We start from the raw sequence: 12,392 nt of genomic DNA, 5'->3' as shown, positions 1-12,392 counted from the left end.
CCGGCCCAAGGCGGGTCGACTGGATCAAGGCAGGCAAGGGCGGGCGCGCAACGGCGCCGAGGGGATGGTCAATTGGCCGGGCACCTTGTTGGGCGGGCGACCACAATCGCGTAAAGACCTGGTGTACTGCAACCGCAGCCGTGCCTCCCATGAGCTGTGGCTGGTGATTGTCGATGCCTCGGCGTCCACTCGGCGGCATCAGGCGCTGAGCGATGCCAAGGGCTTGCTCGCGCAGGTGTTCGACGACGCCTATCGGCAGCGGGCGCGACTGGCGTTGTTGACCGCCAGCGGGCAAGTGCCGAGCTGGCAGGTACAAGGCTTGAAAGCGGCCAAGGGCCTGGGGCGTTGGCTGGATGGCCTGGGCGCCGGCGGAGGGACGCCGCTCCTGGCGGCGTTGACCGAGGCCGGGCATTGGCTGGCGGCGCGGCGCAAGCGCTATCCGGCTGAACAGCAGCGGTTGCTGGTGATTACCGATGGCCGGCTCAAGGATATTGGTCAATTGCCGACGTTGGATTGCCTGGGGCTGTTGGTGGATATCGAACGTGGGCCGATCCGGCTGGGGCGGGCGCGGGAGCTGGCCGCCGGGTTGCAGGTGGATTATCGGCATATTGATAGCCTGTAGCGCTGCTGCTATCGCTATCGCGAGCAAGTCCGCTCCCACAGGTGGCCGCGTACATCCTTTGGAATGCGCTTGAATGTGGGAGCTGGCTTGCCTGCGACAAGGCCTTCAAACCCACCGCAAAACGATCAGCTAGCCCCCGGCACATTCGGCCAAAGATCCGCCACCAGAAACAGCCGCTCCGCTTCCTCCCAATCCCCGCCGTTCTGCATCATGCGCACCAACAACTGCGCCGGCGCCATCGGGTCCAGGTCGACCAGCCAGCGCTGCATCTGCTCTTCACTCCAGATTTCTTCCGCCGGGTAATGCGCCGGCGCCAGCCAGGCATGGCGCGGCAGGGGCTGCCAGCGGCCCGGCGGGCTGGCCTGGATAAAGTCCTGCCAATCGCGCTGATGCAACCAGCGCCCGCGCAAATGCTGGGGATGGGCGCCGAGGGGCGGGGCGGCCTCGCCGGGCCAGGGGTACAACAGGTAGCCGCCGAGCCACAGATGGGCGGTGAACTCCTGGATATCCAGCGTCGCCAGCACCTCCCGGCTTTGCGCCCTGGCCGAGATGGGCAGTTGGTGGTCTGCCAGATGCGCCAGCTTGCGATCCAGGCGGTCGTGACAACCCGGGCCCAGCCATTGCGCGGTGTCCTGGCCGTTGCCGTCCTGGGGGCCGAGGTAAAGCTTGATCGCCAACTCCAGATGATGCACGCCGTCACGGTCGCGCAGCAGCATGTCCAGCTCACCCAGGGTGTGCCCGGCCTGGCGGATCGGCAGGTTGGCCGCCAGCAACTCCACGCCAGGGGCGTGCCGCACGGCAAATTGCCACAGGCGTTCGTAATACAGGCCCAGGCGCCGGGTGCGTGCCAGGCTAAGCCAATGCAGCAGGGCGCTGCTGTCCTGGTCCAGGCGCCTGAGCCATTGCTCCAGGGCCGCAGGCTGCTGCACCCAGTCACTGCCGGCTAAGGGGTGACGTTGTGGCCAGGGCGTCTGCGCGAGCATCGGCGGGGCGAGGATCGCCCACGCCAGGTCCCGCACTGCGGGATGACGCAATTGACGGGGCAGAGGCTGCAGGTCGGGAAACGGATTCATGGTCCGAGCATAGCTGTTTCCTACTCGCCGCGTGACCCCGGGGAGTGTTGAGAACCGTTGTCGTCTGGGACCTGGGGCGACAAAGGATTTTGTCTAATGCGGCCTTTCGCCCATAATCGTTCTTTTTGCCAGACCCAAACCCTGCAGGAGCCCCATGGAGCAATTTCGCAATATCGGCATCATCGGTCGCCTGGGCAGTACCCAGGTTCTGGACACGGTCCGCCGGCTGAAAAAGTTTCTGCTTGAGCGCCACCTGCATGTGATCCTCGAAGACACCATCGCCGAGATTCTGCCGGGCCACGGCCTGCAGACCTCGTCGCGCAAAATGCTCGGTGAAGTCTGCGACATGGTGATTGTGGTCGGTGGCGACGGCAGCCTGCTGGGCGCTGCCCGGGCTCTGGCGCGGCATAACGTGCCGGTGCTGGGGATCAACCGGGGCAGCCTGGGGTTCCTCACCGATATCCGCCCCGACGACCTGGAAGTTGAAGTGGCCAAGGTGCTGGACGGCCACTACCTGGTGGAAAACCGCTTCCTGCTGCAAGCCGAAGTGCGCCGCCATGGCGAAGCCATCGGCCAGGGCGATGCCCTCAACGATGTGGTGCTGCACCCCGGCAAGTCGACGCGGATGATCGAGTTCGAGCTGTATATCGACGGCCAGTTCGTCTGCAGCCAGAAGGCCGACGGCCTGATTGTCGCCACGCCCACCGGGTCCACGGCCTATGCGCTGTCGGCCGGCGGGCCGATCATGCATCCCAAGCTGGATGCCATTGTGATCGTGCCGATGTACCCCCATATGTTGTCTAGCCGACCGATTGTGGTCGATGGCAACAGTGAGTTGAAAATCGTGGTCTCCAAAGACATGCAGATCTACCCGCAAGTTTCCTGTGACGGGCAGAACCACTTCACCTGCGCCCCCGGTGACACCATCACCGTGAGCAAAAAGGCGCAGAAGCTGCGGTTGATCCACCCACTGGATCACAACTACTACGAAGTGTGCCGCACCAAGCTGGGCTGGGGCAGCCGCTTGGGGGGTGGAGGCGACTGATGCTCGATCCCGCGCGTAGCTACGACCTGATTGGTGACGTGCACGGTTGCGCTCATACCCTTGAGCACCTGCTCGACCAGATGGGTTACCACAAGCAGGGCGGCGTCTGGCGCCACCCATCACGCATGGCGGTGTTCCTCGGCGATATCATCGACCGTGGCCCGCGCATCCGTGAGGCGCTGCATATCGTCCACGACATGGTCGAAGCCGGCCAGGCGCTGTGCATCATGGGCAACCACGAGTTCAACGCCCTGGGCTGGAGCACCCTGGCGCCGCCCGGCAGTGGCAAGCAGTACGTGCGCGAACATTCGCCACGCCACGCGCGGCTGATCCACGAGACCCTGACCCAGTTCGAACACCACCCCGGCGACTGGCATGACTTCCTCGGCTGGTTCTACGACATGCCGTTGTTTGTCGATGCCGGGCGTTTCCGCGTGGTGCACGCCTGCTGGGATTCGGGGTTGATCGAACCGCTGCGCCGGCAATTCCCCGACGGCTGCATCGACGAGCATTTCCTGCAGGCGGCGGCGGTGCCGGGCAGTTTTGCCTGCAACGCCTTCGATCGCCTGCTGCGCGGCACCGATATGCGCCTGCCGGACGGCCTGACGCTGACCGGCGGCGATGGCCTGACCCGTTCGTTCTTTCGCACCAAGTTCTGGGAAGACGACCCGAAGACCTACGGCGATATCGTGTTCCAACCCGATGCCTTGCCCGATCCGGTGGCCCGTACGCCGTTGTCTTCGACCGAGAAAAACTCCCTGTTGCGCTATGGCGTCGATGAACCCTTGCTGTTTGTCGGCCATTACTGGCGCAGCGGCAAACCGGCGCCGATCCGCTCGAACCTGGCCTGCCTGGACTACAGCGCAGTGCTCTACGGCAAGCTGGTGGCGTATCGCCTGGATCAGGAAACCTGCCTGGACCCCAACAAGTTCGTGTGGGTCGATGTCGAGCGCCCTGAGGTGATTCATGAGTAACGTGGCCGTTTTACGCTTGCCGCTGACGGTCGACCTGGCTGGCTTCGTCAAACTGTTGCAGCGCATGCAGGTGCCCCATCGCGTCAGTGAAGAGGCCGGCGAGCAGGTGCTGTGGGTGCCGGACGCGATCAGCGAAGACGTGCGCAGTCTGTATCAGCGTTTCCCGGCCGGCGATCCGGACCAGCAGCTGGATATTCCCCAGGAACCGGTAGCCAAGCGCCCCGGCTTCCTCCAGCAACTGCGCCACAGCCCGCTGACCGCGGGTGTGTTGCTGCTGAGCCTGGTCGTCGCTGCGGTCACGATGCTCGGCGACAACTTGCAAGCCATGAGCTGGCTGACGTTCCTGAATTTCCACGTGGCCGGTGAGTACCTGTATTTCACGCCCCTGGCCGACAGCCTGGCGGCAGGGCAGTGGTGGCGGTTGATCACGCCGATGCTGATCCACTTCGGCATCCTGCACCTGGCCATGAACGGCATGTGGTACTGGGAGCTGGGGCGGCGCATCGAGGCGCGCCAGGGCAGTATCAACCTGCTGGGCCTGACGATGCTGTTCAGCCTGGCCTCCAACTATGCGCAATACACCTTTGGCGGGCCCGGCCTGTTCGGTGGCCTGTCCGGCGTGTTGTACGGCTTGCTCGGCCATTGCTGGATCTACCAGTTGCTTGCGCCCAACCCGGCGTATCGCCTGCCGCGCGGCGTGCTGGTGATGATGCTGGTGTGGCTGGTGCTGTGCCTGTCGGGCCTGGTCTCGATGATCGGCTTCGGCGAAATCGCCAATGCGGCCCATGTCGGCGGCCTGGTGGCGGGTTGCATCACCGGTTTGCTCGGCGGGTTGTACAGCCGCCATAAACGTAACGCTTGAATCTCTGCCCATTATTGAAGGAAGAGTCTTATGTCCTCTTTTGCTGAAATGATCGAAAACATCACCCCGGATATCTACCAGAGCCTCAAGCTCGCCGTGGAAATCGGTAAATGGGCCGACGGCCGCAAGCTCACTGCCGAACAGCGCGAGCTGTCGTTGCAGGCCATGATCGCCTGGGAGCTGCAAAACCTGCCGGAAGACCAGCGCACCGGCTATATGGGCCCGCAGGAATGCCAATCGAAGTCGACCCCGGTGGAAAACATCCTGTTCAAGTCGGATGCCATCCATTGATTGAGATTGGCCGTGGTGCAGTCAGCAAGATGTCGGCGCAACTGGGTTCGCCGACCGTTCAATACGCTTTTCGCCTGGGCGACACCGAGGTGCCGGTCAACCCGTTGATTGGCACTCATATACGCCTGGAATACCTCGGTGCGATCCACTGCACCCATTGCGGACGCAAGACCAAGACCAGCTTCAGCCAGGGCTATTGCTACCCGTGCATGACCAAGCTGGCCCAGTGCGACCTGTGCATCATGAGCCCCGAGCGCTGCCATTTCGATGCCGGCACTTGCCGCGATCCGGCCTGGGGCGAGAAATTCTGCATGACCGACCATGTGGTGTACCTGGCGAACTCGTCGGGGATCAAGGTCGGCATCACCCGCGCCACCCAGTTGCCCACGCGCTGGCTGGACCAGGGCGCGAGCCAGGCATTGCCGATCATGCGCGTGGCCACGCGCCAGCAATCGGGCTTTGTCGAAGATGTGCTGCGCAGCCAGGTCGCCGACAAGACCAACTGGCGCGCCTTGCTCAAGGGCGACGCGGCAGCGGTAGACCTTGCGCAGGTACGCGACGAGCTGTTTGTCTCCTGCGCCGATGGCCTGCTGCAATTGCAGGAACGCTTTGGCCTGCAGGCCATCCAACCGGTAACCGATATCGAGCCCCTCGAAATCCGCTACCCGGTGGAGCAATATCCAGCCAAGATCGTCAGTTTCAACCTGGACAAGAACCCGATTGCCGAAGGCACGCTGCTGGGGATCAAGGGCCAATACCTGATCTTCGACACCGGCGTTATCAATATTCGTAAATACACGGCTTACCAGCTCGCCGTGCATCAGTAGAAGGATTTCACGTATGCGCACCGAACAACCGAAGATGATTTACCTGAAGGACTATCAGGCGCCCGAGTACCTGATCGACGAGACTCACCTGACCTTCGAGTTGTTCGAGGACCATAGCCTGGTCCACGCGCAGCTGGTGATGCGCCGCAACCCCCAGCGCGGTACCGGCCTGCCGCCGCTGGTGCTCGATGGCCAGCAGTTGGAACTGCTGAGCGTGGCCCTGGGTGACCAGGAACTGAGCGCCACCGACTACCAATTGAGCGAGAGCCACCTGACGTTGCAGCCGACCAGTGACAGCTTCACGGTCGACACCAGCGTGCGCATCCACCCGCAAACCAACACCGCCCTGGAAGGCTTGTACAAGTCCGGTGGCATGTTCTGTACCCAATGCGAGGCCGAGGGCTTCCGCAAAATTACCTACTACCTTGACCGCCCGGACGTGATGAGCACGTTCACCACCACGGTGATCGCCGAGCAGCACAGCTATCCGGTGCTGCTGTCCAACGGCAACCCGATTGCCAGCGGCCCCGGTGAAGACGGTCGGCACTGGGCGACCTGGGAAGACCCGTTCAAGAAGCCGGCCTACCTGTTCGCCCTGGTGGCTGGCGACCTGTGGTGCGTCGAAGACACCTTCACCACCATGAGCCAGCGCACCGTCGCGTTGCGCATCTATGTCGAGCCGGAAAACATCGACAAGTGCCAGCACGCCATGAACAGCCTGAAGAAGTCCATGCGTTGGGATGAAGAGGTCTATGGTCGCGAATACGACCTGGATATTTTCATGATCGTCGCCGTCAACGACTTCAACATGGGCGCCATGGAAAACAAGGGCCTGAACATTTTCAACTCCAGCGCCGTGCTGGCCCGTGCCGAAACCGCGACCGACGCCGCGCATCAGCGCGTCGAGGCCATCGTCGCCCACGAGTACTTCCACAACTGGTCGGGCAACCGCGTGACCTGCCGCGACTGGTTCCAGTTGTCGCTCAAGGAAGGCTTCACGGTGTTCCGCGATTCGCACTTCTCTGCGGATATGAACTCGGCCACCGTCAAGCGTATCCAGGATGTGGCCTACCTGCGCACCCACCAATTCGCCGAAGATGCAGGGCCGATGGCCCACGCTGTGCGCCCGGACAGCTTTATCGAAATCTCCAACTTCTACACCCTGACCGTGTACGAAAAGGGTTCGGAAGTGGTCGGGATGATCCACACCTTGCTCGGCGCCGAGGGCTTTCGCAAAGGCAGTGACCTGTACTTTGAACGCCACGACGGCCAGGCCGTGACCTGTGATGACTTTATCAAGGCCATGGAAGACGCCAACGGTGCCGACCTGACCCAGTTCAAACGCTGGTACAGCCAGGCCGGCACGCCACGCCTGGTAGTGAGCGAGTCCTACGACGCTACCGCCAAGACCTACAGCCTGACCTTGCGCCAGAGCTGCCCGCAAACCCCGGACAACGTAGAAAAACTGCCATTCGTGATTCCGGTGGCCCTGGGCCTGCTGGACGCCAATGGGGCCGACCTGCCGTTGCGTCTGGCCGGTGAAGCGGCGGCGCAGGGCACCTCGCGAGTGTTGTCGGTGACTGAGGCCGAGCAGACGTTCACCTTCGTCGATATCCCTGAACAACCCTTGCCGTCGCTGCTGCGTGGCTTCTCGGCGCCGGTGAAGCTGAGCTTCCCCTACAGCCGTGACCAGTTGATGTTCCTGATGCAGCACGACAGTGACGGCTTCAACCGTTGGGAGGCGGGCCAGCAACTGGCGGTGCAGGTGTTGCAGGACCTGATCAGCCAACACCAGCAGGGCCAGGCCCTGGTGCTGGATCAACGGCTGGTCAATGCGCTGCGCAGCGTGTTGAGCGACGAAAGCCTGGACCAGGCCATGGTCGCCGAAATGTTGTCGTTGCCGGGTGAAGCCTACCTGACCGAAATCAGCGAAGTGGCTGACGTCGATGCGATCCACGCTGCCCGCGAGTTTGCGCGCAAGCAGTTGGCCGATAACCTGTTCGAAGGCCTTTGGCTGCGCTACCAGGCCAACCGCGACCTGTCGCGCAACACGCCCTACGTGGCGTCGGCCGAGCACTTCGCGCGCCGCGCCCTGCAGAACATCGCGCTGTCGTACCTGATGCTCAGCGGCAAGCCCGAAGTACTGGCGGCGACCCTGGAGCAGTTCGACGCGTGTGACAACATGACCGAACGCCTGACGGCATTGGCGGTGCTGGTCAACTCGCCGTTCGATGCCGAGAAGGCCAACGCCCTGCAAGTGTTTGCCGAGAACTTCAAGGACAACCCCCTGGTCATGGACCAATGGTTCAGCGTCCAGGCCGGGAGCGTGTTGCCGGGCGGGCTTGCACGGGTCAAGGCCCTGATGCAGCACCCGGCGTTCAATATCAAGAACCCGAACAAGGTGCGCGCGCTGGTCGGCGCCTTTGCCGGGCAGAACCTGATCAACTTCCATGCAGCCGATGGCTCGGGCTATCGCTTCCTGGCGGACCTGGTGATCGAGCTGAATGCCTTCAACCCGCAGATCGCCTCGCGGCAGTTGGCGCCACTGACCCGCTGGCGCAAATACGACAGCGCCCGTCAGGCGCTGATGAAGGCTGAGCTGGAGCGCATCCGTGGTTCGGGCGAGCTGTCCAGCGATGTGTTCGAGGTGGTCAGCAAAAGCCTCGCATGACGGCCGACTCACCACTGGCCGCCTACCAGCGGGCCCTGGCCGATGGTTTTGTGGCAGACGACGCGCAACGCCGGGCGGTCGAGGCGTTGCAGGCCTGCCATGGGGCATTGCACCAGGGCGCCGACGCACCGGTCACCGGCGTTTATCTGTGGGGGCCGGTGGGGCGGGGCAAGACCTGGCTGATGGATCAGTTCCACCAGAGCCTGCGAGTGCCCGCGCGGCGCCAGCACTTCCATCACTTCATGGGCTGGGTCCATCAACGTCTGTTCCAGTTGACCGGCACCCCGGACCCTTTGCAGGCCCTGGCCCGCGAGTTGGCCGGGGACGTGCGGGTGCTGTGTTTCGACGAGCTGTTCGTCAATGACATTGGTGACGCGATCATCCTCGGGCGCCTGTTCCAGGTGATGTTCGACGAAGGGGTGGTAATGGTCTGCACCTCCAACCAGCCGCCCGGGCAGTTGTACGCCGACGGTTTCAACCGCGAACGCTTCATGCCGGCTATCGAGGCGATTGAGGCCCATATGCAGGTGGTGGCGGTAGACGGCAGTGAGGATCACCGCTTGCATCCGGGCACCGCCGAGCAGCGCTACTGGGTCGATCAACCACAAGCATTGGCTACGGTTTTCCAGCGTCTGAGCGCTGGACAAGCCTGCAGCGAGGCGCCGGTTATGGTCGGTTCGCGGCGCATTGTTACGGTGCAGTCCAGCGAAACGGTGTTGTGGTGCCGCTACGCTGATCTGTGCGAACAACCGCTGGCGGCCATGGATTTCATGCAGCTGTGTGATCGCTATAGCGCCATATTGCTCGGCGAAGTGCCCGGGCTGAGCGCCTCGACACGTCCTGGGCGGATTGCCCGTGGTACCGAGGATGGTGCCCAGCGCGTGGAGGCGGGCGACCGCGAGCTGCCGGCGTTGTCGGTGCACGATGACAGTGTGCGCCGGTTTATCGCCCTGGTGGATGAGTGCTACGACCGCAAGGTCCCGCTGTACATCGAAGCGAGGGTGCCCTTGGCCGAGTTGTACACCGAGGGTTACCTGGAGTTTGCGTTCCGCCGCACCCTCAGCCGTTTGCAAGAAATGCAGTTGCAACGCTTTGGTCAGTAGTGGCCATTGGCCCACTGACACAATCATTTGCCTGATGGCTTTTTCCCGCGCCAAGTTGTAGTTAATCTCCTTCATCTAACCCCTACACCCCGCTTACAATCGAGCTTTTGCGGGGAGCTCATCCCTGCCGGGCAGTTATCGAGGAAGGAAATGGAAGCCGCAGAAATATTGGTGCTGCAAGCCAGCTACAGCAACTCCGTGCACGCCGAGGCCATTGGCCTGTTGCTCAACCACTATGCACAAGACCCCATGGGCGGTGGCCATGCCCTGTCCGCCGACCTGCTGCAACAATTGCCGGCGGAATTGGCCAAGCGTCCCCATGCCTTCAGCGTGCTGGCCTTTGTTGGCGGCGAGCCGGCCGGGCTTGTTAACTGTTTTGAAGGGTTTTCGACCTTTGCCTGCCGGCCGCTGGTCAACGTGCATGATGTGGTGGTCAAGGAACCGTTCCGAGGCCTGGGCCTGAGCCAGAAAATGCTGCAAAAGGTCGAGGAAATCGCCCGCCAGCGCGGTTGCTGCAAGATCACCCTGGAAGTGCTGGAAGGTAATCCAGTGGCGCAGGCGTCGTACCGCAAGTTCGGCTTCGATGACTCGATCTTCGACCCAGCCCATGGCCGCATGCTGTTCTGGAGCAAGGCCCTCTAAATCCTCAGGTCGTTCCCGCGCTCCCCTTGGGAAGGTTCGACCAGGCAAAAAAAAGCGCCCTGTACAGGGCGCCAAATTGACCTTCACCACCAGAGCATAATGGTGCCGGGTATTACTCGTGCATCAGCCTTTGGGTTGCTCAGCATCCCGCGTGTGTTGGGTGGACCCGGATTCAGCACCCTTGGCGTCGGCAGCCGCCGTCTGTTCGGTGTCGTTGTGGATTTGTTTCTGGGTGAAGCTGAAATTATCGAAGTGCTCCTTCACGCGCTCAGCGCCGCCTTCGGCGAAGGCGGCAGCGGAGGTCAGGCCCAGCAGGCCAGCAAGCATCAAGGTTGAAAGTTTCATCGCAGGTATTCCCATTAAAAGTGATCGTGTCTGCACCGTCCCTGGTCAGATTTATGGGAATAGTCTGTAGGAAGCTAATTAAGTGGGGGTTAACGTCAAGCACATCCAAAGTTAACCGCAGGGGTTAACTCTGGACGGGGCGCGGGTCGTTTACTTCTGGACCACACTCCGGGGTGCAGTACTGGCTTTGGGCTTGATCAGGCTGAAGTCGATCAAGGCCTTCTGTGAACGCTGGTAGGGATCGCCGATCAGCAATGGCCGTGGCTTGAAGCTGTCGCTGACCAGGCTGCGGCTGCGGTCCAGTTCGTCGAAACTCAAGCCGGCCAGGTCGGCCCAGGTATGAATCAACTGCGAGCTGCTGTAGGGCCGTTGTATATCGCCCTGCATGTTCCAGTCGTGCGTGGCGCGCCACTTTGGCGAGGCCCAGGTCATGAAGGGGATGGTGTACATCGGGGCTGTCGGCTTGCCCTCGTTGCGGCCCAGGGTGTCATGGCCCGCCGAGTCGAACACATCCTCGCCGTGGTCGGAGAGGTACAGCAGGAAACCATTGGGGTCGGTCTTGGCGTAGTCCTTGATCAGGCTCGACACCACGAAGTCGTTGTAGCGCACTGCGTTGTCATAGCTGTTGTAGGTCGGCAGCTGGTCGTCACTGACCGCGTCCGGGACACCCTGGCGGTCGGTAAAGGTGTCGAAGCTTGGCGGGTAGCGGTACTGATAGCTCATATGGGTACCCAGCAGGTGCACCACGATCAGCTTGCGCTCGGCCTTGTCGGCCAGGGCCTTGGAGAACGGCTCCAGCACGTCGCCATCGTACTGGCGGGCGTTCTGGTTACGGTTGTTGTTGAGGTACACCTGCTCGTCGGCCTGTTCGGAGAACGTGGTGAGCATGGTGTTGCGCTTGGTCATGGTCTGCTGGTTGGTGATCCAGAAGGTCTTGTAGCCGGCCTGTTCCATCATGCTGACGATGGAAGGGGTCTTCAGATACAGATCCGGATTGTCTTCATCGGCAAAGGTCAGTACCTGTTGCAGCGCCTCGATGGTGTAGGGGCGCGGGGTGATGACGTTGTCGAACACATCCAATTGGTCACGCAGCTTGTCCAGTTCCGGCGTGGTCTTGCGCGGGTAGCCGTAGAGGCTCATGCGCTGCCGGTTGGTGGACTCGCCGATCACCAGCACCAGGGTCGACGGTTGGCCGGCCATGCTGTCCTTGAAGTTGCTCAGGGGCGGGATCTTGCTGACGTTGTCGAGCATGCCCTGCATGTTGTTCAACTGCTGGGTGTAGCGGCGATAGGCAACAATCATCTGCCACGGCACGGCAGGTTCGACTCGGGTTTCGAAGCCATCGATGGCCCGTTCCAGGGTGTCGTTGGTGGCAATCTGCTTGACCAGCGGATAGCCGACAATCGCCAGCACAATGGCCGTCGCCGCGACCATTGCCCGGCCCCGGGGCAGGTAGACCGGGCGCACACGGGTCCAGAGGAAGACGGCCAGGGCGGTGTGGGCAATAAAGGCCAGCACGATCCACCAGGCAAAGTATTGCGTTGCATACTCGCCGGCTTCAGAGATGTTCGACTCGAACATGATGAAGATGACGCTCTGGGAAAATTCCTGCTGGTAAATAAAGAAGTAGCCCAGGCTGGCCATGGAACAGGCCCACAGCACCACACCGATCAGCGCGGCGAGTAGCCGGGCGCGACGCGGGAACAGCAGCATGGGTGCCAACCACAGCGCACTCATGAAGAACGCCTGGCGGAAACCACTGAAGCCCGAGGTGCCGGTCAGTTGGATCAGCAGTTGGGTAATACCGGAGAAATACCAGAAAAACAGGAACATCCAGCCCAGGCCGGCCCAATCAAACCCTTTTGCAGACTTCGTGCTCGCCATGCAGCGCTCCAACCCGATAATTGCCGCCGCCCATGCGTGAGGCGGCGTTCTGG

Annotated in this window: 12 protein-coding genes; 9 read left to right on the top strand and 3 right to left on the bottom strand. The window is 62.1% G+C overall.

Annotated features, from left to right (window positions below; translation table 11 throughout):
- Positions 1-19 precede the first annotated feature (19 nt).
- Positions 20-622 carry a VWA domain-containing protein gene (locus tag PSH80_RS13790; RefSeq protein WP_289138814.1) on the top strand — a complete coding sequence of 201 codons (603 nt, stop codon included), beginning with the start codon at positions 20-22 and terminating at the stop codon, positions 620-622.
- Between the two features lie 125 nt (positions 623-747).
- On the opposite strand, the gene PSH80_RS13785 is transcribed toward PSH80_RS13790, so the two are convergent.
- On the bottom strand, positions 748-1,695 hold the full coding sequence (locus PSH80_RS13785; protein WP_305417129.1) for a DUF1853 family protein: 948 nt from the start codon (positions 1,693-1,695) through the stop codon (positions 748-750).
- Positions 1,696-1,849: 154 nt separating this feature from the next.
- On the opposite strand from PSH80_RS13785, the gene PSH80_RS13780 reads away from it, so the two are divergent.
- The 8 genes from PSH80_RS13780 to PSH80_RS13745 all read left to right on the top strand — a co-directional run bounded on the left by PSH80_RS13780 (position 1,850) and on the right by PSH80_RS13745 (position 10,110).
- Positions 1,850-2,740, top strand: a complete 891-nt coding sequence (locus tag PSH80_RS13780) for an NAD(+) kinase (RefSeq protein ID WP_010210870.1) — start codon at positions 1,850-1,852, stop codon at positions 2,738-2,740.
- Positions 2,737-3,714, top strand: coding sequence for a metallophosphoesterase (locus PSH80_RS13775; RefSeq protein ID WP_164844814.1), 978 nt, complete (start codon positions 2,737-2,739; stop codon positions 3,712-3,714). Before PSH80_RS13780 ends, PSH80_RS13775 begins: the two co-directional genes overlap by 4 nt.
- Positions 3,707-4,576, top strand: coding sequence for a rhomboid family intramembrane serine protease (locus tag PSH80_RS13770; RefSeq protein WP_115128297.1), 870 nt, complete (start codon positions 3,707-3,709; stop codon positions 4,574-4,576). The genes PSH80_RS13775 and PSH80_RS13770 overlap by 8 nt, the downstream gene beginning before the upstream one ends.
- 30 nt (positions 4,577-4,606) lie before the next feature.
- Complete coding sequence (locus PSH80_RS13765) at positions 4,607-4,867, top strand: YeaC family protein (protein ID WP_057436741.1); 261 nt, start codon at positions 4,607-4,609, stop codon at positions 4,865-4,867.
- Positions 4,864-5,694, top strand: a complete 831-nt coding sequence (locus PSH80_RS13760; RefSeq protein WP_057436738.1) for a DUF2797 domain-containing protein — start codon at positions 4,864-4,866, stop codon at positions 5,692-5,694. Before PSH80_RS13765 ends, PSH80_RS13760 begins: the two co-directional genes overlap by 4 nt.
- A 13-nt stretch (positions 5,695-5,707) precedes the next feature.
- A complete protein-coding gene (gene pepN, locus PSH80_RS13755; protein WP_200660588.1) occupies positions 5,708-8,365 on the top strand; it encodes an aminopeptidase N in 2,658 nt (885 codons plus the stop codon).
- Positions 8,362-9,468: a cell division protein ZapE gene (gene zapE / locus PSH80_RS13750; protein ID WP_120733214.1), complete on the top strand. Its 1,107-nt coding sequence runs from the start codon at positions 8,362-8,364 to the stop codon at positions 9,466-9,468. Before pepN ends, zapE begins: the two co-directional genes overlap by 4 nt.
- Positions 9,469-9,618: 150 nt before the next feature.
- Complete coding sequence (locus PSH80_RS13745) at positions 9,619-10,110, top strand: GNAT family N-acetyltransferase (RefSeq protein WP_057436733.1); 492 nt, start codon at positions 9,619-9,621, stop codon at positions 10,108-10,110.
- Positions 10,111-10,233: 123 nt separating this feature from the next.
- On the opposite strand, the gene PSH80_RS13740 is transcribed toward PSH80_RS13745, so the two are convergent.
- Together PSH80_RS13740 and PSH80_RS13735 are read right to left on the bottom strand one after the other, a co-directional pair.
- Positions 10,234-10,455, bottom strand: a complete 222-nt coding sequence (locus PSH80_RS13740) for a hypothetical protein (RefSeq protein WP_057959422.1) — start codon at positions 10,453-10,455, stop codon at positions 10,234-10,236.
- A 150-nt stretch (positions 10,456-10,605) separates the two neighbouring features.
- Positions 10,606-12,339 (bottom strand): phosphoethanolamine transferase CptA, encoded by a 1,734-nt coding sequence (locus PSH80_RS13735; RefSeq protein WP_220172252.1) that lies wholly within the window; start codon positions 12,337-12,339, stop codon positions 10,606-10,608.
- Positions 12,340-12,392: the final 53 nt, after the last annotated feature.

It is taken from the genome of Pseudomonas sp. FP818, assembly GCF_030687335.1.
GTDB lineage: Bacteria > Pseudomonadota > Gammaproteobacteria > Pseudomonadales > Pseudomonadaceae > Aquipseudomonas > Aquipseudomonas shahriarae.
This window is presented reverse-complemented; position numbering and strand designations above follow the sequence as displayed.

What these genes read in the sequence shown, in the direction of transcription:
- PSH80_RS13785 (WP_305417129.1), bottom strand. Translation starts at nt 1,695, where the DNA reads ATGAATCCGTTTCCCGACCTGCAGCCTCTGCCCCGTCAATTGCGTCAT.
- PSH80_RS13780 (WP_010210870.1), top strand. Translation starts at nt 1,850, where the DNA reads ATGGAGCAATTTCGCAATATCGGCATCATCGGTCGCCTGGGCAGTACC.
- PSH80_RS13770 (WP_115128297.1), top strand. Translation starts at nt 3,707, where the DNA reads ATGAGTAACGTGGCCGTTTTACGCTTGCCGCTGACGGTCGACCTGGCT.
- PSH80_RS13765 (WP_057436741.1), top strand. Translation starts at nt 4,607, where the DNA reads ATGTCCTCTTTTGCTGAAATGATCGAAAACATCACCCCGGATATCTAC.
- pepN (WP_200660588.1), top strand. Translation starts at nt 5,708, where the DNA reads ATGCGCACCGAACAACCGAAGATGATTTACCTGAAGGACTATCAGGCG.
- zapE (WP_120733214.1), top strand. Translation starts at nt 8,362, where the DNA reads ATGACGGCCGACTCACCACTGGCCGCCTACCAGCGGGCCCTGGCCGAT.
- PSH80_RS13745 (WP_057436733.1), top strand. Translation starts at nt 9,619, where the DNA reads ATGGAAGCCGCAGAAATATTGGTGCTGCAAGCCAGCTACAGCAACTCC.
- PSH80_RS13740 (WP_057959422.1), bottom strand. Translation starts at nt 10,455, where the DNA reads ATGAAACTTTCAACCTTGATGCTTGCTGGCCTGCTGGGCCTGACCTCC.
- PSH80_RS13735 (WP_220172252.1), bottom strand. Translation starts at nt 12,339, where the DNA reads ATGGCGAGCACGAAGTCTGCAAAAGGGTTTGATTGGGCCGGCCTGGGC.